The sequence below is a fragment of the Streptomyces sp. NPDC015144 genome (assembly GCF_043079735.1).
In the GTDB taxonomy this organism is placed as follows: Bacteria; Actinomycetota; Actinomycetes; order Streptomycetales; family Streptomycetaceae; genus Streptomyces.
Window position 1 is genome coordinate 84,736 of sequence record NZ_JBIBUU010000006.1, and the last position, 21,446, is coordinate 106,181.

Annotated in this window: 20 protein-coding genes; 11 read left to right on the top strand and 9 right to left on the bottom strand. The window is 74.0% G+C overall.

All coding sequences use genetic code 11. The features are described 5' to 3' along the window. Window positions 1-9 precede the first annotated feature (9 nt). Window positions 10-273 carry a hypothetical protein gene (locus ACF08W_RS12810; RefSeq protein ID WP_352279269.1) on the top strand — a complete coding sequence of 88 codons (264 nt, stop codon included), beginning with the start codon at window positions 10-12 and terminating at the stop codon, window positions 271-273. A 152-nt stretch (window positions 274-425) separates the two neighbouring features. Continuing rightward, window positions 426-1,034 carry a TetR/AcrR family transcriptional regulator gene (locus ACF08W_RS12815; RefSeq protein ID WP_352279268.1) on the top strand — a complete coding sequence of 203 codons (609 nt, stop codon included), beginning with the start codon at window positions 426-428 and terminating at the stop codon, window positions 1,032-1,034. Between the two features lie 36 nt (window positions 1,035-1,070). Here ACF08W_RS12815 and ACF08W_RS12820 read toward each other — a convergent pair whose 3' ends face one another. Together ACF08W_RS12820 and ACF08W_RS12825 are read right to left on the bottom strand one after the other, a co-directional pair. Continuing rightward, window positions 1,071-1,892 carry an ABC transporter permease gene (locus tag ACF08W_RS12820; RefSeq protein WP_392279266.1) on the bottom strand — a complete coding sequence of 274 codons (822 nt, stop codon included), beginning with the start codon at window positions 1,890-1,892 and terminating at the stop codon, window positions 1,071-1,073. Further along, the gene (locus ACF08W_RS12825; RefSeq protein ID WP_385210456.1) at window positions 1,889-2,866 is read right to left on the bottom strand and encodes an ATP-binding cassette domain-containing protein; all 978 of its coding nucleotides are present in this window, start codon (window positions 2,864-2,866) and stop codon (window positions 1,889-1,891) included. Before ACF08W_RS12825 ends, ACF08W_RS12820 begins: the two co-directional genes overlap by 4 nt. Before the next feature lie 63 nt (window positions 2,867-2,929). Here ACF08W_RS12825 and ACF08W_RS12830 point away from each other — a divergent pair, with 63 nt between their 5' ends. Beyond that, window positions 2,930-3,637 carry a TetR/AcrR family transcriptional regulator gene (locus tag ACF08W_RS12830; protein WP_352279264.1) on the top strand — a complete coding sequence of 236 codons (708 nt, stop codon included), beginning with the start codon at window positions 2,930-2,932 and terminating at the stop codon, window positions 3,635-3,637. An 11-nt stretch (window positions 3,638-3,648) separates the two neighbouring features. Here ACF08W_RS12830 and ACF08W_RS12835 read toward each other — a convergent pair whose 3' ends face one another. The 3 genes from ACF08W_RS12835 to hmgA form a co-directional block, all read right to left on the bottom strand. After that, window positions 3,649-4,878, bottom strand: a complete 1,230-nt coding sequence (locus ACF08W_RS12835; RefSeq protein WP_392279267.1) for a type ISP restriction/modification enzyme — start codon at window positions 4,876-4,878, stop codon at window positions 3,649-3,651. 91 nt (window positions 4,879-4,969) lie between these two features. Further along, entirely contained in the window at window positions 4,970-5,746 is a 777-nt protein-coding gene (locus tag ACF08W_RS12840; protein WP_352279262.1) for a GntR family transcriptional regulator, read from the bottom strand. A 78-nt stretch (window positions 5,747-5,824) separates the two neighbouring features. Next, the gene (hmgA, locus tag ACF08W_RS12845; RefSeq protein ID WP_385210466.1) at window positions 5,825-7,153 is read right to left on the bottom strand and encodes a homogentisate 1,2-dioxygenase; all 1,329 of its coding nucleotides are present in this window, start codon (window positions 7,151-7,153) and stop codon (window positions 5,825-5,827) included. Window positions 7,154-7,347: 194 nt separating this feature from the next. On the opposite strand from hmgA, the gene ACF08W_RS12850 reads away from it, so the two are divergent. The 7 genes from ACF08W_RS12850 (at window position 7,348) to ACF08W_RS12880 (ending at window position 16,779) form a co-directional block, all read left to right on the top strand. Next, the gene (locus ACF08W_RS12850) at window positions 7,348-9,408 is read left to right on the top strand and encodes a right-handed parallel beta-helix repeat-containing protein (protein ID WP_352279260.1); all 2,061 of its coding nucleotides are present in this window, start codon (window positions 7,348-7,350) and stop codon (window positions 9,406-9,408) included. Next, complete coding sequence (locus ACF08W_RS12855; protein WP_392279268.1) at window positions 9,405-10,220, top strand: hypothetical protein; 816 nt, start codon at window positions 9,405-9,407, stop codon at window positions 10,218-10,220. Before ACF08W_RS12850 ends, ACF08W_RS12855 begins: the two co-directional genes overlap by 4 nt. Continuing rightward, window positions 10,217-11,500: a hypothetical protein gene (locus ACF08W_RS12860; RefSeq protein WP_385210471.1), complete on the top strand. Its 1,284-nt coding sequence runs from the start codon at window positions 10,217-10,219 to the stop codon at window positions 11,498-11,500. Before ACF08W_RS12855 ends, ACF08W_RS12860 begins: the two co-directional genes overlap by 4 nt. Before the next feature lie 51 nt (window positions 11,501-11,551). Beyond that, window positions 11,552-12,175 carry a TetR/AcrR family transcriptional regulator gene (locus tag ACF08W_RS12865; RefSeq protein WP_352279254.1) on the top strand — a complete coding sequence of 208 codons (624 nt, stop codon included), beginning with the start codon at window positions 11,552-11,554 and terminating at the stop codon, window positions 12,173-12,175. A 73-nt stretch (window positions 12,176-12,248) separates the two neighbouring features. Then, window positions 12,249-14,171, top strand: coding sequence for an ABC transporter ATP-binding protein (locus ACF08W_RS12870; RefSeq protein ID WP_392279269.1), 1,923 nt, complete (start codon window positions 12,249-12,251; stop codon window positions 14,169-14,171). A gap of 65 nt (window positions 14,172-14,236) precedes the next feature. After that, window positions 14,237-15,625 carry an aldehyde dehydrogenase family protein gene (locus ACF08W_RS12875; protein WP_392279270.1) on the top strand — a complete coding sequence of 463 codons (1,389 nt, stop codon included), beginning with the start codon at window positions 14,237-14,239 and terminating at the stop codon, window positions 15,623-15,625. 68 nt (window positions 15,626-15,693) lie between these two features. Next, entirely contained in the window at window positions 15,694-16,779 is a 1,086-nt protein-coding gene (locus ACF08W_RS12880) for a zinc-binding dehydrogenase (protein WP_392279271.1), read from the top strand. Window positions 16,780-16,793: 14 nt separating this feature from the next. Here the strand turns inward: ACF08W_RS12880 and ppk2 are convergent, their stop codons facing one another. Genes ppk2 through ACF08W_RS12900 form a run of 4 tightly spaced genes read right to left on the bottom strand, consistent with a single transcriptional unit; the run spans window position 16,794 to window position 20,178 of the window. After that, a complete protein-coding gene (ppk2, locus tag ACF08W_RS12885; RefSeq protein ID WP_385210483.1) occupies window positions 16,794-17,780 on the bottom strand; it encodes a polyphosphate kinase 2 in 987 nt (328 codons plus the stop codon). Then, window positions 17,743-18,717, bottom strand: coding sequence for a DMT family transporter (locus tag ACF08W_RS12890; RefSeq protein ID WP_385210486.1), 975 nt, complete (start codon window positions 18,715-18,717; stop codon window positions 17,743-17,745). Before ACF08W_RS12890 ends, ppk2 begins: the two co-directional genes overlap by 38 nt. 49 nt (window positions 18,718-18,766) lie before the next feature. Next, window positions 18,767-19,489: an ArsR/SmtB family transcription factor gene (locus ACF08W_RS12895; protein WP_385210489.1), complete on the bottom strand. Its 723-nt coding sequence runs from the start codon at window positions 19,487-19,489 to the stop codon at window positions 18,767-18,769. A 14-nt stretch (window positions 19,490-19,503) separates the two neighbouring features. Continuing rightward, a complete protein-coding gene (locus tag ACF08W_RS12900) occupies window positions 19,504-20,178 on the bottom strand; it encodes a TetR/AcrR family transcriptional regulator C-terminal domain-containing protein (RefSeq protein ID WP_352279246.1) in 675 nt (224 codons plus the stop codon). Between the two features lie 64 nt (window positions 20,179-20,242). Here ACF08W_RS12900 and ACF08W_RS12905 point away from each other — a divergent pair, with 64 nt between their 5' ends. Further along, window positions 20,243-21,394: an acyl-CoA dehydrogenase family protein gene (locus ACF08W_RS12905; protein ID WP_385210493.1), complete on the top strand. Its 1,152-nt coding sequence runs from the start codon at window positions 20,243-20,245 to the stop codon at window positions 21,392-21,394. Window positions 21,395-21,446: the final 52 nt, after the last annotated feature.

Here is a 21,446-nt window from a genome sequence, read left to right on the forward strand (position 1 = left end):
GGGAGTGACATGGAACAGATAGCGATGCGGAGCAGGCCGCGTGTGCCTGCCATCACCTGCGGGAGCGGTGCGACGAGTTCGCGCCTCGACCGCCATCTCGCGGTGCTCGGCGGCCCCGCCGTGCCGCAGCGGGAGGCCGCGGAGGCGACGTTGCTGATGCGCGAGCTCACCTCGCGCGACGCCGCCCACCACCACCGGAGCAAGAGCGCGCGGGTCTCGCTCTTCGCGCCGCTGCGGCGGCTGCGGCGTTCGCTCTTCGGCAGCCGCCACTGACCCGACGTCCCGTCACGCCCGTCTGCTGGTGGTCCACCGACCCCGGCGCCGCGCTGCCGTCCGCCCTCCCGTCATCCCCGGGGCGCACGGCAGCGTTTCGCTGTGTTCGGGGGCGCGGTACAGCGCAACCGAAGCGCTCCTAGACTGTGTGTATGTCCGAAAAGCGAGGCGGGCGACTGAGCCCCGGTGAACGGCGGGCCCAGTTGGTCGCCATCGGCCGGGACATGCTCGCCGAGCTGACGCTGGACGAGCTCTCCACGGACGAGGTGGCGCGACGGGCGGGCATCTCGCGCGGGCTGCTCTTCCACTACTTCGACTCCAAGCGCGACTTCTACCGCGCCGTGGTGCAGCGGGAGTGCGACGCGTTCGTCGCCGCTACGGAACCGGATCCCTCGCTCGGACCGGTCGCCTGGCTCCGGGCGTTCATCGCCGGCTTCGTGCGGTACGTGCTGGAGCACCGCCGGGTCCACCTCGCCCTGGTGCGGGGCGCCGCGGGCGGCCACCCCGCGGTGGAGGACATCGTCGACGGGGCCAGGGCAGCCCTCGCCCGGAGGGTGGCGGAGGGGCGGCGTCGGCTCGGCCTGCCCGACTCGCCGCGGCTGGCCGTCGCCGCCCGCGCCTGGACGGCGTTCGCGGAGGAGGCCGTGATCAGCTGGCCGCGCGAGGACCCGGACGCGGCGGCGCGGCTCGCGGAGTTCCTGGAGTCGGGCTTCGTCAGGCTGCTCGGCGACCTGGACCGGCCCTGCGCGCTGCCCGGCTGAACCGGGCGACCCGGGGTCCCCGGGCCGGGCGGGCGGTCACTTCCCGCCGCGCGCACAACTCCGTACGGCCAGCGGGACGAACACCGCGAGCAGCACCGCCGACCAGGCCAGCGTCCCGGCCACCGGATGGGCGACCGGCCAGGCGGCACCGGCCTCGGGAGCGGCGCCGCCGAACAGGTCGCGGGCGGCCGACGCCATGGCGCTGATCGGGTTCCACTCCGCGACCGTCCGCAGCCAGCCCGGCAGGTTCCCGGTCGGGATGTACGCGCTCGACAGCAGCGGCAGCACGAAGGTGGCGCTGCCCAACTGCCCGGCGATCTCCTCGTTGCGGATCAGCAGGCCGAGCCAGCAGCCCAGCCACGCCATGGCGAACCGGAAGAGCAGCAGCAGCGCGAAGCCGCCCAGGACGGCGAGCGGTCCGCCCTCGATCCGCCAGCCGACCGCGAGCCCGACCAGGATCAGCGGCACCATGCCGACGGCCGTGGTCAGCAGGTCGGCGGCGGTCTGGCCGAACGGCACGGCGGCCCGGCTCATCGGCAGCGTGCGGAACCGGTCCATCACCCCGCGGTGGCAGTCCTGCGACGACTGGAACATGCCGACCATCAGGCCGTTGGCCGCCGTCGCCGCCAGCAGGCCCGGCACCAGGAACGCGCGGTACTCCCGGCCGGGCACGGCCAGCGCGCTGCCGAAGACGTAGCCGAAGAAGAGCAGCATCGTGATCGGCATGGTCTGGGTCAGGATCATCACGCCGGGGGCGGCCTTGATGCGCTGGAGGTGGCGGCCCAGCACGGCCAGGGCGTCGGCGACGGGGGTGCTCGTCGCGGGGGGCGGGGCGTGGACCGTCGCGGTGCCGTTCATGCCGCTGTCTCCTTCGGCGCGGGGGCGGTACGGCCGTCGTCGCGGCCGGTCAGGCGGAGGAACACCTCGTCGAGCGTCGGCGGGCGCAGGCCGACGTCGACCACCGGCACCCCCGCCGCGTCGAGTTCCCGGACGAGCCGGGGGAGGGTGAGCGTCGTGTCGGTCGTGACGGCGCCCACCGTGCGGTGTTCGTGGTCCAGCACCGGTGCGGAGCCGGTGAGCTGGTCGAGCACCCCGGCCGCCGGGACCACGGCGGAGCCGTCGGCGACGACCACCTCGGCGTAGCTGCCGATCCGGGCCTTCAGCTCGGCGGGGGTGCCCCGGTGGGCGGCCCGGCCCCGGTCGATCAGCACGATGTCGTCGGCCAGCCGGTCCGCCTCCTCCAGGTACTGCGTGGTGAGCAGGACGGTGGTGCCGCGGTCGGCCAGCTCCCGTACCGCCGCCCAGATCCGGTTGCGGCTGTGCGGGTCGAGGCCGGTGGTCGGCTCGTCCAGGAAGAGCACCCGGGGGGTGGTCAGCAGGCTGGCGGCCAGGTCGAGCCGGCGGCGCATCCCGCCCGAGTAGGTCCGGGCCGGGCGGTCGGCCGCCTCGATCAGCCCGAAGCGCTCCAGCAGCTCGTCGGCGCGGGTGCGGGCCGCCGTGCCGCGCAGTCGCTGCAGCTTCGCGAAGAGCCGCAGGTTCTGCCGGCCGGTCAGCTCCCCGTCGACCGAGGCGTCCTGCCCGGTGACCCCGATCGCCGCGCGCACGGCGGCCGCCTCGCGCCTCACGTCGTGGCCCGCGACCCGGGCGCTGCCGCCGTCCGGCGCCGTCAGCGTCGTGAGCACCCGGACGGCGGTGGTCTTCCCCGCGCCGTTCGGCCCCAGCACCCCGCAGACGGTGCCCTCGGCCACCGCGAGATCCAGGCCGCGCAGGGCGTGGACCTCGCCGTACCGCTTCTCCAGACCTTCACTGAGTACAGCGTACGTAGTTGTCATGGGGTCACCGTAGCGCACTACGTACGGTGTACGTAACTACGATGGGGGGCGAGGTGATGATCGATGGTGGGGCGACCCGCTGTACCCGAAGTGATCTGGGCGCGCCCCGAGCGCGCCGGCCGGGGTCCCAGACCCGCGTTCAGCAGGGCGGACATCGCGGCGGCGGCCGTCCGGATCGCCGACGCGGAGGGGCTCGACGCGGTCTCCATGCGCAAGGTCGCGGCCGAGCTGGGCTGCGGCACGATGTCGCTCTACAACTACGTGCCGCGCAAGGAGGACCTGTACGAGCTGATGCTCGACGCGGTCAGCGCCGGCTACGAGTTCTCCGAACCGACCGGTGACTGGCGCGCCGATCTCGTCGCGCTCGCCCACCAGACCCGCGCGATGATGCACCGCCACACCTGGGTGCCCCGGCTGATGTCGCCGGTGTACGGCTTCAGCCCCAACGCGCTGCGGTACCTGGAGTACGCGCTCAGCTGCCTGGACGGGGTCGACGCGCGGTTCGGCGAGAAGATGGAGCTGATCGCCATGGTCAACGGCGTGGTCACCACCTACGTGGCCAACGAGATCGCCACGGCGGAACGCAGCCGCTCGCTCCCCTGGTCCGAGGAGCAGGAGCAGGCCGTGCGCACCGGCTATCTGATCAGCCAGATAGCGACCGGGAAGTACCCGAGGATGGCGGCCGGCTTCGCCGAGGACCCCGGGCCGATCGATCTGGACGGGGTCTTCGAGCGGGCGCTGCGCAGGGTGCTGGATTCCTTCGGCGGCTGAGGCCCCGGGCCTCAGAGCAGGGCGAACTGCCCGTCCGGGCCCTCCTCCCGGTGGCCCAGGACCGACGCGGGCCGCCGGGCCGGGGCCGGCACGGGCAGGACCCGGGCCGCCCGCAGCTCGTCGGCGGTGATGAGGGGGCCGTCGGCGAGGGCCGCCTGCCGGGGCCGGAGCCCGTCCAGCAGGGCGAGCAGGGTGATCAGCTCCAGCAGCTCCGAGGTCCACGCCTGGGGCCAGCCCCCGGGCCGGAGCGCCGCCAGGCCCTCCGCGCCCTCGGCCCCGGCCGCCGAGCGGCGCCCGAACCAGAGCTCCAGCATCCGGACCCCGCCCACCCGGAACTCCCACGCCCCGGCCGGAACCGGCGCGATGCGCCCCGTGCCCAGGCCGAGCGTTTCGGTTCCGGCGTCGTACTCCATCGCGTCCGGCACCGGGGGCACCGCCGCCCGGACGTACGGCCGCCGCCCGCCGGGCAGCCGGGGACGCTCCCCGCCCCGGGCCCCGCGCAGCTGGAGCCGGAGCAGCTCCTCGCCCAGTTCCACCCCGGTCGTCCAGCGCGCGGTGTCGGCGGGTAGCGGCACCACGCAGCCGGCGGGCGAGGGACGGGCCGCCGCCAGCACCCACGCCAGCACCGAACGGGGGGTCACCGCCGCCCCGTGGCGGCCCCGCAACAGGGCGAGCAGCCCGGGGGCCAGATTGGGCTCCTCGCCCCCGGGGCGCCGGAACAGCGGCCGGATCCGGCCGGGTCGGCCCGCGGGGGAGTGGCCGTCCGGCAGCAGCGCCGTCACGGAGAGGGCGGGCCCGGTCTCCTGGGGCACGTACCCGTGCTCCACGGCGAAGAGCTGGTGCTCGTCGGCGACCCGCCACAGCTCGGGGCGGGCGGCGTCGATCAGCCGGTGGTCGGGGAGCAGCCACTGCTCGTCGAACGGCCCGTGCGCGATGCGCACCGGCTCGGGGCAGGGGCCCGTCTCGCGGGCGAACCGGCCGGTCCCGGTGGCCTGTCCGGGCAGCGCCGGCACCGCCGTACGCGTGGTGCGGGCCCGGGTCGCCCCGAAGAGCCGCTCCCGCTCCTCGGCCGGAGCCCCGGTCAGCCGCTCCCAGCGCGCCCGGAGCCAGTCGGCGTCCGGGGCGACCACCCAGGGGCGGCCGGTGCGCAGCGGCCGTACGGACCAGGGCATGAGGTCGTCGAGGAGCGGGGCACCCGCGTCCCGGCCGTCATCCGGGCCGCCCGTCGGCCGTGCTGCCACCGCGTCGTCCTCCCCGTCGCCCCGTCCGTGGGCATCGTAAGGGCTCTCCCGGGCCCCGCGGCCGCACACCGGCCGGGTACCGGCGGGGCCGTCAGTGCGCCTCGACGGTGACGGAGAAGGAGAACCGGTCGCCCCGGTAGCGGATCAGGGCCACGTCGACCACCTGCCCGCTCTCGTCGTACGTCACGCCCGTGTAGAAGAGGATCGGGCTCAGCAGCGGGACCTGGAGGAGCTCCGCGGTGACCGGGTCGGCCAGCCGCGCCTCGACCGTGTCGGTGATGCGTGCGATCCGTACGCCGACCCGGTCGCGCAGCACCTTCGTCATCGGCCAGCGCTCCAGGTCGGCGACGTCCAGCCGGTCCGCGATCTCGGGGCGCACCAGGTTCTCCGCCCAGTTGGTGGGCTCGTCGCTCTCCCCGTCGTGGCGCAGCCTGCGGTAGCCGACCACCTCCGGGCAGTCGGGGAAGTACGGGCCGAGCTCGCCCGGCACGGCGACCGGGCCGTGGCCGAGCACCGAGGTCCGCTCGCCGGACTGCTGGGCCACGATCGCGTCGATCGACCCCAGCAGCCGGACCGGGGAGACCCGCCGGGCGCGCGGCTCGATGAAGGTGCCCCGCCTGCGGTGCCGGCTGATCAGCCCCTCGGTCTCCAGCTCCTTGAGCGCCTGGCGCATGGTCAGGACGCTGACCCCGTAGTGCGCGGCCAGCTGCTCCTCGGTCGGCAGGCGTGCCGAGGCGTCCCGGGCGCGGCCCAGTATCGAGGCGCGCAGCGACTGCGAGACCTGGTACCACAGCGGGAGCTTGCGGTTCAGGACCAGCGAGTCGGGGGCGAAGGCGGGCCCCGGGGGGATCTTGGGCGTCTGGGGCACCTGGGGCCTTTCGTCCGGGGCGGCCCGCTCCCCGTCGGGAGCGGGCGTCGTCTTCTGGTGGACCGCGACCGTCGTCGGCTACGGGCGGAAGTTGCGGCTCAGACCCTGCCACACGTCGTCGTAGCCGTGCTGCAGATGGTCGGCGGTGGCCGCCTGCCCGGTCGCCGTCACCGGCCAGCGGGTCTCGAACATGAAGGCGAGGCCGTCGTCGATCTTCTGCGGCCTCAGCTCGGCCTCGCTCGCCCGGTCGAAGGTCGTCCGGTCCGGGCCGTGCGCCGACATCATGTTGTGGAGCGAGCCGCCGCCGGGGACGAAGCCGCCCTTTCCGGCCGTCTTGGCGTCGTACGCGCCCTCGATCAGCCCCATGTACTCGCTCATCACATTGCGGTGGAAGTACGGCGGCCGGAAGGTGTCCTCGCCGACCAGCCAGCGCGGCGCGAAGACCACGAAGTCGACCCCGGCCAGCCCCGGGGTGTCGGACGGCGAGGTCAGCACCGTGAAGATCGACGGGTCCGGGTGGTCGTAGCTGATCGAGCCGATGACGTTGAAGCGGTGCAGGTCGTAGACGTACGGGGTGTGGTTGCCGTGCCAGGCGACCACGTCGAGCGGCGAGTGGTCGTACGTCGCCGACCAGAGGTTCCCGCAGAACTTGTTGACCACCTCGACCGGGCGGTCCTCGTCCTCGTACGCCGCCACCGGGGCGAGGAAGTCGCGGGCGTTGGCCAGGCCGTTGGCGCCGATCGGGCCGAGGTCGGGGAGGGTGAAGGGCTGCCCGTAGTTCTCGCAGACATAGCCCCGGGCGGTGGCGTCGAGCAGCTCCACGCGGAACCGGACGCCGCGCGGGATCAGCGCGACATGGCCCGGCTCGGCGCGCAGCAGGCCCAGCTCGGTGCGGAGCAGCAGGCCGCCGCGTTCCGGGACGATCAGCAGCTCGCCGTCCGAGTCGCCGAAGACCCGGTCGGTCATGGAGGCGTTGGCGTGGTAGAGGTGCACGGCCATGCCGGTGCGCTGGGTGGCGTCGCCGTTGCCGCCGAGGGTCCACAGGCCCGCCAGGAAGTCGGTGCCGGGGGCGGGGTCGGGGAGCGGGTCCCAGCGCCGCCGGTTGGGGTCGGGCACCGACTCGGTGAACGGGGCGGTGCGCAGGGCGCCGTTGTCGATCCGGACGAACGGCGGATGGGCCGCCGACGGGCGGATCCGGTAGAGCCAGGAGCGGCGGTTGTGGGCCCGCGGCTCGGTGAAGGCCGAGCCGCTCAGCTGCTCCGCGTACAGGCCCAGCGGGGCGCGCTGGGGGGAGTTGCGGCCGTGCGGCAGCGCTCCCGCGACCGCCTCCGAGCCGTGCTCATTGCCGAAACCGGCGGAGTACTCCAGCGTCTCCGCCGTCTTCCTCGCCTGCTCGATGCCACTCAAGTGTGCTCCCGGTGCCGAAGAAATCCTATGGGTAACCGTAGGAATCGAGTCGTGGAGAGTCAACGGCATTCGTGCGCCGCCGGTTTCGGATGTGTGCTTTGTCCGCCGGGTTCCGGAGGTGCGCCGCGCCTGAGGCGCGGAAGGGCGGTGCACGGGGGGTCCAAAAAGATGAACATTGCTCTACTCTCGCGTCCATGTCGTGGACACGCAGACTTTTGGTGCTTCTGGCGGCGCTCGCGGCCGCCCTCCTCGCGGCACCGGGCGCCCAGGCGCACGAGGAGCGTCCGGTCGCCCTCCCCGACGGGAAGGGCAGCGTGCCGGTGTACCGCACCGGCGAGCCCGATCTCCTGGTCTGCAAGACCGACCGGGCGGACTTCGAGCGCCGGGTGTCGGGCTTCCCGGCCCCCCTGCGCGCCCGCAACCTGAAGCTCTTCGACCGGTGCCGCGCCTCCGGCTACCGCCACCTGCAGCAGGCCGTCGACGCCGTCGACCGGCCCGGCATGAACATCGCCGTCCTGCCCGGCCTGTACGAGGAGGAGCCCTCGCTGCCGAAGCCGACGGGGGAGTGCGCCCGGATGAAGGCCCCCAACTCCCAGCTCGGCTACCAGATCCTGACGTACGCGCAGCAGAAGCGCTGCCCGCACAACCAGAACCTGGTGGCGATCCTCGGCAAGAAGGACCTCCAGATCGAGGGCACCGGCGCCGAACGCACCGACGTGATCATCGACGCCAAGTACCAGAAGCTCAACGCGATCCGCTCGGACGCCTCCGACGGCATCTACTTCAAGAACTTCACCGCCCAGCGCACCACCTTCAACTCCCTCTACGTCCTCGCCCAGGACGGCTTCGTCATCGACGACGTCCTCACCCGGTGGAACGACGAGTACGGCTTCCTGACCTTCGCCAGCGACCACGGCCTGTACAAGAACTGCGAGTCGTACGGCAACGGCGACTCCGGCATCTACCCCGGCAGCGCCTCCAACATCAACGACCGCTACGGCTACGACGTACCGCGCTACTCCATCGAGATCACCGGCTGCCGCAGCCACCACAGCATGGTCGGCTACTCCGGCACGGCGGGCGACTCCGTCTACGTCCACGACAACGAGTTCGACCACAACATGGGCGGCGCCTCGATGGACAGCGCCTTCCCCGGCCACCCCGGACTGCCGCAGAACCACGCCCGCTTCGAACGCAACCTGATCCACGACAACAACGCCGACTACTACCCCAACGTCGCCGACGGCACCTGCGCCAAGCCACCCGTGGACCGGGGCTACGAACAGGGCGTCGTCTGCCCCCAGATCTCCATGCCCCCCGGCTCCGGCATCATCACCGCCGGCGGCAACTGGAACCTGTACGAGAACAACTGGATCTACGGCCAGAAGCGCGCCGCCTTCGTCCTGACCGCCGTCCCCGCCTTCATCCGCGGCGAGGGCGCGCTCGCCAAGCAGGCCGACACCTCGCACCACAACCGCTACGCGGGCAACCACCTCGGCGTCGACAAGGCCGGCAACCCCCGCCCCAACCGCACCGACGTCTGGTGGGACGGCCAGGGCGAGGCCAACTGCTGGCAGGGCGACACCAAGGCCTCCACCCCGCGCACCCTGCCCGTCTGCGGCGACGAACGCGGCGACGTCTCCGTCCGCACCGACCGGCTGATCGGCGAACCCGTCAAACTCGCCCAACTCCTGGTCTGCGCCGACTACAACGTCCAGGCGCGCCGCCTCCCGGCCGGCTGCGACTGGTACGGGGCCACGGGCATCGAACGGATCGAGATGCAGGCGGCCCTGGTCGTCGCGGTGGTGCTCGTGCTGGTCGGCGGAGTGCTGTGGTGGCGCCGACTGCGCGGCAGCCGGCTCGCCACCGCGGCCGCGCTCCTCGGCGTGACCGGGCTCGGGCTCGACGTGGCCGGGGCGACGACGGGGCTCACCCCGACCCATGTGCCCGCCCTGGCACTGCTGCTGACGGGGCTGTGGTGGATCGGCACCGGGCTCGCGCTCCGCGGGCAGCGGCCGTGGCTCGGCTGGACCACGGTGGTGCTGGGGGCGCTGACCCTGCTCGACGCCGTGGACAAGGCCGTGTACATGATCCCGTGGACACCGGTCGGCCCGGCCTGGATACGCGGACTGCTCGGCGTGGTCTGGGTGGTGTGGGCGGTGATCGCCGCCGCCCGCCACGGGGACCGCGAGGACCCGGCACCGGCCGCCGCCCCGTCCCCCGTCCCCGCCGCCCCGCAAGGAGGCACGGCATGACCCGCGCCCGCACCCGGCCCGCCCTCGCCCTGCTCACCGCGGTCGCCCTCGCCCTCGGCGCGGGCGCCTGCGGCGGGCGGGCCACCACCCACCACAAACCCGGCACCAGCCACGAACAGGCCGGCGGCAGCGTCGGCCGGCTGCTCACCGCCGACGACGGCTCCGGCAGCCGCCTGCGCCAGGTCGACGCCGACGGCGCCCCCTCGCTGACCCTCGCCGTGCGACCCGACTCGGAGGACGGCTGGAACGTCCACCTCGCCGTACGGAACTTCCGGTTCACCCCGGACAGCGTCGGCGGTGCCGCCCTCCTCGGGCGCGGTCACGCCCGGCTGTTCCTGGACGGCCGCCCGCTCGCCCGCCTCTACGGACCCTGGTACCACCTCCCCGCCTCCCTCGTCCGCGCCACCGGCGGCGGCGACGGGCTCACCGCCCGCCTCTACGCCGACGACCACACCGCCTGGGCGGTGGACGCGGCCCCCGTCCAGGCCACCGCCTCCCTCGCCGCCCCGGCCGGCAGCCCCGCACCCGACCGGAGCCCGAGCCCCCGGCCCGGCACCACGGTCACGATCGAGGTCGACGACGGCAGGGTCAGCCCCCGCCCCGGCCGCACCGAGGTCGACAAGGGCACCACCGTCGAACTCCGCGTCCGCAGCGACCGCGCCGACACCCTCCACGTCCACGGCTACGACAAGGAGGCCCGGCTCCCCGCCGGAAAGACCGTCACCCTCGCCTTCACCGCCGACCGGACCGGGCTCTTCGAGGTCGAGACCCACGAGTCCGACCTGCTCCTGACCCAGCTCGTCGTACGGTGACCGCCCTCGCCCACGGCATCGGTGCCCAGCACGACCTGCCGCTGTCCCCCTTCTACGCCTTCGCCGGGGCCTTCGCGGCGCTCTTCGTCTCCTTCCTGGCGCTCGGACTGCTCTGGTCCGCCTCCCGGTTCCGCGGCGACGCGGCCGGACGTCCGCTGCCGCACGCCCTCCTCCGCCTCGCCGACGCCCGCCCCACCCGGACCGCGCTGCGCGCCCTCGGGCTCGCCGCCGCCCTGTACGTCGCGCTCTTCCTCCTCCTCGGCCCCGACGACCCGGACCGCAACCCGGGGCCCGGAGCCGTCTACGTACTGCTGTGGGTGGGACTCGTCCCCGCCTCGCTGCTGCTCGGGCCCGTCTGGCGGGCCCTCAACCCGCTGCGCACCGTCCACCTCCTCGCCTGCCGGGCGCTGCGGCGCGACCCCGCCGAGGGCCGCCCGCTGCCCGCCCGGCTCGGCCTGTGGCCCGCGGCCGCCGGACTCCTCGCCTTCACCTGGCTCGAACTCGTCTCGCCCGACCCCGCGTCCACCGGCCACCTGCTGCTCTTCCTCGCCCTCTACGCCGCACTCCACCTCGCGGGCGCCGCCCGCCACGGCGCCGGATGGTTCGACCGGGCCGACGCCTTCGAGGTCTACTCCGCGCTGCTCGCCCGGCTCTCCCCGCTCGGCCGCCGCCCCGCCGACCGCCGCCTGGTGCTCCGCTCCCCGTTCAACGGGCTCGACGCCACCCCGCAGACCCCCGGACTCGTCGCCACCGTCTGCGTCATGCTCGGCTCCACCGCCTACGACGGCTTCTCCGACTCCCCGTCCTGGATCACCACCGTCCAGACCTCGCCCCTGGGCCGCACCACCGCGGCCACCCTCGGACTCCTCGGCGCCGTCGCGCTCGTCGCCGCCCTCTACGCCCTGTGCGCCGGGGCCGTCCGGCTGATCTCCGGGCGGATCGACCACCCGCTCACCGCCTTCGCCCACTCCCTCGTCCCGATCGCCCTCGGCTACCTCGTCGCCCACTACTTCACGCTCTTCGTCACCGAAGGCCCCCGCACTCTCATGGTGGCGGCCGGCGCCGACGGCCCCGCCCCGCCCGAACCGCTGCTCGGCCCCGGCGGCGTCGCCACCCTCCAGGTCGCCTCGATCGTCGTCGGACACGTCCTCGGCGTCGTCGCCGCCCACGACCGGTCCGTACGGCTCTTCCCGCCCGGCCGCGCCGTCGCCGGCCAGCTCCCGCTGCTGGTCCTGATGGTCACGTACACCATCGGCGGGCTGTCGCTGCTCATCGCCTGACCACCGCGCCACGACCACCGGCCGACCGCCGCGGAGGAGGCCCACGGCATCATGGAGCCCGTGCCCCATGCGAACACGAACCTCCGCCGCGCCCCGGTACAGCAACGCAGCGCCGAACGGCTCGCCCGGATACTCGACGCCTGCGCCGAACTCCTCGACGAGACCGGCTACGACCAGCTGTCCACCCGGGCCGTGGCGCTGCGCGCCGGGGTGCCCATCGGCTCCGTCTACCGCTTCTTCTCCAACAAGCGCGCCCTGGCCGACGCCCTGGCCCGGCGCAACCTGGACAGCTACGCCGAACGCATCACCGCCCGGCTCGCCGAGATCCCGGGGGACGACTGGCGCAGCGCCATCGACGCCGTCCTGGACGAGTACCTGGCGATGAAGGGCTCCGTGGCCGGCTTCGCCCTGGTGGACTTCGGTGCCCCGCCCCCCGACGACCAGGACGACGACCCCAACCTGCGGGTCGCCGGCCGGCTCACCGAACTGCTCTGCGGCCACCTCGGCCGCACCTCCGACGAGGCCCTGACCCGCACCGTCCTGGTCTGCGTCGAAGCCGCCGACGCCCTCCTGCGGCTCGCCTTCCGCACCGACCCGGCCGGCGACCGGGCCATCGTCGACGAGACCCGTGTCCTGCTCCGCGCCTACCTGGCCCGCGCCCTGGACGGAACCTGAACCGTCCCGGAGCCGTGCCACCGCGCCGACCGGCCGTTGACCTCAAGCCCACTGGAGGTCGTACGTTCCTCGCATGAGCATGGAAACCACGGCATGGACGCAGCTCCACAACGTCATGAACGCCCAGGCGGACAGACGCCCCTTCGACCGGAACACCCTGCGGCGCATCGCGGCCTTCGCCCGCCCGCACCGCCGCAGGGTCGCCCTCTTCCTGCTGGTCGGCGTGGTGACGGCGCTCCTCGCCGTCGCCACCCCCGTCCTCGCCGGACGGGTGGTGAACGCGATCGTGGCCGGCCGGGACCCGGGCACCGTCACCCGGCTCTCCCTCCTCATCGCCGTCATCGCCGTCGCGGAGGCCGCCCTCGGGCTGGTCGGCCGCTGGCTCTCGGCCAACCTCGGCGAGGGCCTCATCCTCGACCTGCGGACCGCCGTCTTCGACCATGTGCAGCGGATGCCGGTCGCCTTCTTCACCCGGACCCGCACCGGCGCGCTCGTCAGCCGCCTCAACAACGACGTGATCGGCGCCCAGCGCGCCTTCAGCAACACCCTGTCCGGCGTCGTCAGCAATGTGGTGACCCTGCTGCTGACCCTCGTGGTCATGCTCTCCATCTCCTGGCAGATCACCGTGCTCGCCCTGGTGCTGCTGCCGGTCTTCGTCCTGCCGGCCCGGCGCACGGGCGCCCGGATGGCACGGCTCCAGCGGGAGGCCGCGGCCCACAACGCCGCGATGGGCAACCGGATGACCGAACGCTTTTCCGCCCCCGGGGCCACCCTGATCAAGCTCTTCGGCCGCCCCGCCGACGAGTCCGCCGAATTCGCCGTCCGGGCCGGGCGGGTGCGCGACATCGGTGTCCGCACCGCCATGGCCCAGTCCACGTTCATCACCGCCCTCACCCTGGTCTCCGCGCTGGCCCTCGCCCTGGTCTACGGACTCGGCGGCTACTACGCGCTGCACGGGAGGCTGGACGCGGGCGCGGTCGTCGCCCTGGCCCTCCTGCTCACCCGGCTCTACGCCCCGCTCACCGCGCTCGCCGGGGCGCGCGTCGAGGTGATGAGCGCCCTGGTCAGCTTCGAGCGGGTCTTCGAGGTCCTCGACCTCGAACCGCTCATCGCCCAGAAGCCGGACGCGCGGACCGTCCCGGACGGCCCGGTCTCCGTCGAGTTCGACGGGGTCCGGTTCGGCTACCCGTCCGCCGACAAGGTCTCCCTCGCCTCCCTGGAGGACGTCGCGAGCCTGGACACCCGGGGCGGCGAAGAGGTGCTGCGCGGCATCTCCTTCCGCGCCGAACCCGGTCAGACGGTCGCCCTCGTCGGTTCCTCCGGCGCCGGGAAGTCGACCATCGCCCAGCTCCTGCCCCGGCTGTACGACGCCGACGAGGGCGCGGTACGCGTCGGCGGCGTCGACGTACGCGACCTGACCGCCGACACCCTGCGCGACACCCTCGGCATGGTCACCCAGGACGGCCACCTCTTCCACGAGTCGGTCCGCGCCAACCTGCTGCTCGCCCGCCCCGGGGCCGGCGAGGAGGAACTCTGGGACGCGCTGCGCCGCTCCCGGCTGGACGGCCTCGTCGCCTCGCTGCCCGACGGGCTCGACACCGTCGTCGGCGAACGCGGCTACCGGCTCTCCGGCGGCGAGCGCCAGCGGCTGACCATCGCCCGGCTGCTCCTGGCCCGGCAGCGCGTCGTCATCCTCGACGAGGCCACCGCCCACCTCGACAACACCTCCGAGGCGGCCGTCCAGGAAGCCCTCACCGAGGCCCTCGCCGGACGCACCGCGGTCGTCATCGCCCACCGGCTCTCCACGGTGCGCACCGCCGACCTCATCCTGGTGGTGGAGGACGGCCGGATCGTCCAGCGCGGCACCCACGACGAACTCCTCGCCGCCGGCGGCCGGTACGAGGAGCTGTACCGCACCCAGTTCGCGGACCCGGAGGGCGGGGAGCCCGACCCGCGGCCCCTGGAGCGACAGGTCTCCCTGGCGCCCGAAAACTAACAGCGCTAGTTTGGTCGCGGACGGCGGCGACCCCCCGTCCGCAACCGCGTTCGGGAGGCACAGCGATGAAGGCGCACGACGGCATGTACCTCGACGGGGCCTGGCGGCCCGCCGTCGGGAAGGACACGATCGCGGTCGTGAACCCGGCGGACGAGCAGGTCATCGCCGAGGTCCCGGCGGGCACCGCCGAGGACGTCGACGCCGCGGTACGGGCCGCCCGCGCCGCCCTCCCCGGCTGGGCCGCCACCGCCCCCGGCGAGAGGGCGGCCAGGATCGCCGCCCTGCGCGACGCGCTGGCGGCCCGCGAGGACGAGATCGCCGAGACCGTCACCGCCGAGCTGGGCGCGCCGCCGCGCTTCGCCCGGGCGGTGCACACGGGCCTGCCGATCGTGGTCGCGGGCTCGTACGCCGAGCTGGCCGCGAGCCACCCCTTCGAGGAGCGGGTCGGCAACTCCACGGTCTACGCCGAGCCGGTCGGCGTCGTCGGCGCGATCACCCCGTGGAACTACCCGCTGCACCAGATCGTCGCGAAGGTCGCCCCGGCCCTCGCGGCGGGCTGCACCGTCGTCCTCAAACCCGCCGAGGACACCCCGCTGACCGCCCAGCTCTTCGCGGAGGCGGTCCACGCGGCGGGCGTCCCCGCGGGCGTCTTCAACCTGGTGACCGGTCTCGGGCCGGTCGCCGGACAGGCCCTGGCCGAGCACGAGGGCGTCGACCTGGTCTCGTTCACCGGCTCCACCGCCGTCGGCAGCCGGATCGGCGCCGTGGCCGGGGCGGCCGTCAAGCGCGTCGCCCTCGAACTGGGCGGCAAGTCCGCCAACGTCATCCTGGAGAGCGCGGACCTGGCCCGGGCCGTCGCGGTCGGCGTGGCCAATGTGATGGGCAACTCCGGCCAGACGTGCAGCGCCTGGACCCGGATGCTGGTGCACACCTCCCGGTACGACGAGGCGGTCGCGCTCGCCGCCGAGGCCGCCGCCACGTACGCCGACCGCATCGGCCCGCTGGTCAGCGCCAGGCAGCGGGACCGGGTGCGCGGCTACATCGAGCGGGGGATCGCCGAGGGCGCCCGGCTCGTCGCGGGCGGTCCCGGGGCCCCGCGCGAACCCGGCTACTTCGTCAGCCCCACGGTCCTCGCCGACGTCACCCCGGAGATGACCGTCGCCCAGGAGGAGATCTTCGGCCCGGTCCTCTCGATCCTCCGCTACGAGGACGAGGAGGACGCCCTGCGCATCGCCAACGGCACCGTGTACGGCCTGGCCGGGGCGGTCTGGGCGGACGACGAGGCGGAGGCGGTGGCCTTCGCCCGGCGGATGGAGACCGGTCAGGTCGACATCAACGGCGGCCGGTTCAACCCGCTCGCCCCGTTCGGCGGCTACAAGCGGTCCGGCGTCGGCCGGGAACTCGGCGCGCACGGGCTCGCGGAGTACCTCCAGACCAAGTCCCTCCAGTTCTGAACCCGCTTCCCCCTCCGAAGCCCCACGCCCCGCCCCGCCCCCGCCGTCGTCCGTCAAGGAGTCCGCTCGTGGTCCGCGCCGCCGTACTGCCCGCCGTCGGAGCCCCGCTGGAGATCACCGGCATCGAGCTTCCCGAGCCCGGCCCCGGCCGGGTGCGGGTCGCCCTCGCCGCCGCCGGGGTCTGCCACTCCGACCTCTCGCTCAGCGACGGCACCATGCGGGTGCCCGTGCCGGCCGTCCTCGGCCACGAGGGCGCGGGCACCGTCCTCGCGGTCGGCGAGGGCGTCGGCCATGTCGCACCCGGCGACGGGGTCGTCCTCAACTGGGCGCCCTCCTGCGGCAGTTGCTACCACTGCGGGATCGGCGAGGTCTGGCTGTGCGCCCACGCGCTGACCGGCGCGGGATCCGTGCACGCCCGGCGCGCGGACGACGGCACCGAGCTCCACCCCGGGCTGAACGTGGCCGCCTTCGCCGAGGAGACCGTCGTCCCCGCCGACTGCGTCCTGCCCGCCCCGGACGGCATCCCGCTCACCGACGCCGCCCTGCTCGGCTGCGCCGTCCTCACCGGATACGGCGCGGTCCACCACAGCGCCCGGGTGCGCGCCGGGGAGTCCGTCGTCGTGTTCGGCGTCGGGGGCGTCGGCCTCGCGGTGCTCCAGTCGGCCCGGATCGCGGGCGCCGGAAAGGTCATCGCGGTGGACGTGCCGCCGGAGAAGGAGGAGCTGGCCCGGCGGGCCGGCGCCACGGACTACGTCGTCGCCTCCGACACCACCCCGCGCGCGATCCGCAGGCTCACCGGTGGCCAGGGCGCCGACGTGGCGATCGAATGCGTCGGCCGGCCGGTCACCATCCGGGGCGCCTGGGAGTCCACCCGCCGCGGCGGCCGCACCACGGTCGTCGGCATCGGCGGCAAGGACCAGACGGTCTCCTTCAACGCCCTGGAGATCTTCCACTGGGGCCGCTCGCTGACCGGCTGCGTCTACGGCAACAGCGACCCGGCCCGGGACCTCCCGGTCATCGCCGGACACATCCGCTCCGGCGCGTTCGACCTCTCCGCGATGGTCACCGGCCGGATCGGCCTGGAGGACATCCCGGCCGCCTTCGACGCCATGCTCGCGGGCCGGGGCGGCCGCGCGCTCGTCGTCTTCGACTGACCTCCGTACGGTTCTCAGCCCGTCGTCGGCCCCGGCTCCGCCCGCTCCGTGGTGAGCAGCCGGGCATCCATCTCGCCCCGCTCGAAGAGCCGGGAGGCCGGGCCGACGATCAGCGGGTCGGGCTCGCCCACCACGTCCACGTCCTTGTCCGGGTAGTCGAAGCGGTGCAGCACGTGCCGGATCGCCTCCAGCCGGGCCCGCTTCTTGTCGTTGCTCTTCACCACCGTCCAGGGCGCGTCCGCCGTGTCGGTGTGGAACAGCATCAGCTCCTTGGCCTCGGTGTACGCGTCCCACTTGTCCAGCGAGGCGAGGTCCACCGGGCTCAGCTTCCACTGCCGCACCGGGTCGATCTGCCGGATCATGAACCGGTTGCGCTGCTCGTTGCGCGAGACCGAGAACCAGAACTTCACCAGGTGGATGCCGTCCCGGGCCAGCATCCGCTCGAACCCCGGCGCCTGGTGCATGAATTCGAGGTACTCGCGGGTGGTGCAGAAGCCCATCACCCGCTCCACGCCCGCCCGGTTGTACCAGGACCGGTCGAACAGCACGATCTCCCCGGCGGACGGCAGATGGGCCGTGTACCGCTGGAAGTACCACTGGGTGCGCTCGCGTTCGGTCGGCTTCTCCAGGGCCACCACCCGGGCGCCACGGGGGTTGAGGTGCTCGGTGAACCGCTTGATCGTGCCGCCCTTGCCTGCGGCGTCGCGCCCCTCGAAGAGGATCACGATGCGCTCGCCGCGCTCCTTCACCCAGTACTGGAGCTTGAGCAGCTCGATCTGGAGGGAGCGCTTGGACTTCTCGTACGCCCGCCGGCCGAGCTTGACCGAGTACGGGTAGTCCTCGCGCCAGGCGTCCCGGGGCCGCCCCTCGGGCGTCACCAGGACCGGGTCGTCGTCGCCGCTGTCGGTCACACGGAACCCTTCGAGCCCGGACGCGTCGGCCCCGGTCGCCGCCCGCTTCGCGCTACCGCGACCGCTCGCCCGCCTGGCGCTCCGTGTCATCTCGGCGTCCTTCCACCGGCTGTGCCCGACCCCCGCGTGTCCGCCCAGTCTGCTCACCCGACCGGGAGACCGCCACCCCGGCCAGGCAGAGCAGCCCCCCGCCCACCGCGAGCGGCGCGGGCACCTCGTCCAGCAGCAGCCAGGACATCACCACGACCAGCGCGGGCACGGCGTACGTGGTGGCCCCCAGCCGCCCGGCGGTCGTCCGGGCGAGTGCGTAGGCCCAGGTGGTGAAGGCCAGCGCGGTCGGGAAGAGCCCCAGGTAGACCATGTTCAGGGTGGCGGACAGGGGTGCCTCGGCGGCCTCGGAGACCAGCGTTCCGGCGAACGGCAGACAGGCCGCCGCGCCGATCAGGCAGCCGAAGGCCGTGACCTGGAGCGCCGAGCCGTGCCGCAGCGCCGGCTTCTGCGAGACCACCCCCGCCGCGTACGCCGCCGCGGCCAGTACGCACAGCGCCACCCCGAGCACCGAGGCGCCTCCCTGCCCCGACAGCGAGAGCCCCACCACGACCGCGCCCGCGAACGACACCGTCATCCCCGCGACCAGCCGGCCGGGCAGCACCTCGCCCAGCATCCGGGCTCCGAGCAGCGCGATCAGCAGGGGGCCGATGTTCACCACCATCGCGGCCGTACCCGCGTCCACCTCCCGCTCGCCCCAGTTGAGGACCACCATGTAGAGCCCGAACCAGAGCAGCCCGGACCACAGGATGCCCGGCCACGCGGCCCGCGGCGGCAGCCCCTCCCGCCGCAGCACCAGCAGGGCGCCCAGCGCCAGGCCGCCCGCCAGCAGCCGGCCGAGGGCGAGCGCCCCGGGGGAGTAGGCGTCCCCGGCGCTGCGGATGGACACGAAGGCGGAGGCCCACAGCAGGACGCTGGTGCAGGCCGCGGCGGGTGTCCGCCAGTCACGGGCCGCCGCGGGGGCGGGTGTCGTCGTCATGCGTCGACCGTAGGGCCGGGACCGTTCGGCGCCCGCCGAACGGTCCCGGTCACCGCAGGGCCTCCGGCTCGATGCCGAGGTGCGCGCGCAGCTCCCGTTCGCCCTGCCCGGTCGCCTTCACCGCGCGCCCGGAGCCGATCCGCACGCACCACCCCGACTCCAGCACGTGCCGGCACAGCGCGGCGCCCGCCGTGCCCGCCAGATGCGGCCGGCGTTCCGTCCAGTCCAGGCAGCCCCGCGCCAGCGGACGCCGGGACGACGGCTCCAGGGCGATGCCCAGCCCGGCGAACCAGCTCAGCCCGTCCTCGGTCAGGGCGAATCCGGTGTCCTGCCGGAGCAGCCCCCGCGCGGTCATCGCGTCGGTGACGGCCAGGCCGAGCCGCCCGGCGAGGTGGTCGTAGCAGGTGCGGCCGCGGGCCGTCGCGCGGTCGGCGCCCGACGCGCCCAGGCTCCGGGGGCGCACCGGTACGGGGCCGGGGACGGCGTGCGCCGCCAGGTCCTCGACCAGTTGCGCGGCCCGTGCGTCGGCGAGCCGCAGATAGCGGTGGCGGCCCTGCCGCTCCTCGGCGAGCAGCCCGCCGGCGACGAGCCTGCCCAGATGCTCGCTGGCGGTCGACGGGGCCACGGAGGCGTACCGGGCCAGCTCCCCGGCGGTCCAGGCGCGGCCGTCGAGCAGGGCCAGGCAGAAGGCGGCGCGGGTCTCGTCGGCGAGGAGCGCCGCCAGGGCGGCCAGCCGGGGCGCGGCCGGATCGGGGTGTGCCATGCGTGCCATGCACCCAGGATGCGTCAGGGACGGTTCGGCCCCCGCCGAACCGTCCGGTCGGACGCCAGCAGCTCGTACTGGGCCGACAGGCCGTCCACCAGGGCGCGCAGCCCGGTCTCGAAGGCCCCGTCGTCGATCCGCCGCCCGCGCTCGGCCAGCAGATGGGCCTGGCCGAGGTGGGGGTAGTCGGCCGGGTCGTACGCGGTCTCGTCGTCCACGAAGCCGCGGGCGAAGGAGCCCAGCGCCGAACCGGTGATGAAGTACCGCATCAGGGCCCCGATGTACGTCGCCTGGGCGGGCGGCCAGCCGGCCCGGACCATCGCGCCGAACACCGCGTCGGCGACCCGGAGCCCGGCCGGTCTGCGGCCCGGTCCCCGGGCGAGCACCGGGACGATGTGCGGGTGCTCGGTGAGTGCCGCACGGTAGGAGACGGCCCAGTCGTGCAGGGCGGCCCGCCAGTCCCGGGTGTCCGACTCCTCGAACATCGACAGGTCGACCTGGGCGGAGACCGCGTCCGCGACCGCGTCCAGGATCTCGTCCTTGTTGCGGAAGTGGTTGTAGAGGGAGGGGCCGCTGACCCCGAGCTCGGCCGCGAGACGGCGGGTGGAGACGGCGCCGAGTCCCTCGGCGTCCACGAGCGCGCCCGCCGCCTCGACGATGCGGTCTCTGCTGAGGAGGGGCTTGCGCGGTCGGGCCATGCGGCACATAGTAGGGCCTGCGAACTGAAAACTAGCAGTGCTAATTAATGCGGGGAGCCGAAGGATGAACCTGGAACTCGGTGAGGAGCAGGAAGCCGTCCGGCGGCTCGCCAGGGACTTCGTCGCCCGGGAGATCGCCCCGCACGTGGTGGCCTGGGACCGCGCGGAGAGCGTCGACCGGTCGATCGTGAGGAAGCTCGGTTCCGTCGGGTTCCTCGGGCTGACCGTGGACGAGGAGTACGGCGGCTCGGGCGGCGACCACCTCGCGTACTGCCTGGTCACCGAGGAGCTGGGGCGCGGCGACTCCTCGGTGCGCGGCATCGTCTCCGTCTCCCTCGGCCTGGTCGCCAAGACGATCGCCGCCTGGGGCGACGAGCGGCAGAAGCGCCGCTGGCTGCCCGCGCTCACCTCCGGCGAGGCGGTCGGCTGCTTCGGCCTCACCGAGCCCGGCACCGGCTCGGACGCCGGGAACCTGACGACGAGGGCGGTCCGCGACGGCGACGCGTACGTCATCGACGGCAGCAAGATGTTCATCACCAACGGCACCTGGGCCGATGTGGTGCTCCTCTTCGCCCGCACCGGCGAGGCCCCGGGCCACCGGGGCATATCGGCCTTCCTGGTCCCCACCGACACCCCCGGCCTCACCCGCCGCGCCATCCACGGCAAGCTCGGCCTGCGCGGCCAGGCCACCGCCGAACTCGTCCTCCAGGGCGTCCGGGTGCCCGCGTCGGCCCTCGTGGGGCCGCCCGGCAAGGGCTTCTCCGTCGCCATGTCCGCCCTGGCCAAGGGGCGGATGTCGGTCGCGGCCGGCTGCGTCGGCATCGCGCAGGCCGCGCTGGACGCCGCCGTGGGCCACGCGACCGAGCGCGAGCAGTTCGGCAGGCCCATCGCCGGCCACCAGCTCGTCCAGGAGCTGATCAGCGACATCGCCGTGGACGTCGACGCCGCCCGGCTGCTGACCTGGCGGGTGGCGGACCTGATCGACCGGGGCCGGGACTTCGCCACCGCCGCCTCCCAGGCGAAGCTCTTCGCCTCCGAGGCCGCCGTCCGCGCCGCCAACAACGCCCTCCAGGTCTTCGGCGGCTACGGCTACATCGACGAGTACCCGGTCGGCAAGCTGCTGCGGGACGCCCGGGTGATGACGCTCTACGAGGGCACCAGCCAGATCCAGAAGCTGATCATCGGCCGCGCCCTGACGGGGGTCTCCGCCTTCTGAGCCCGGACGGCGTGGCGCCGCTCGAACGGGCGTATGAGTACCTGCTGAGTAT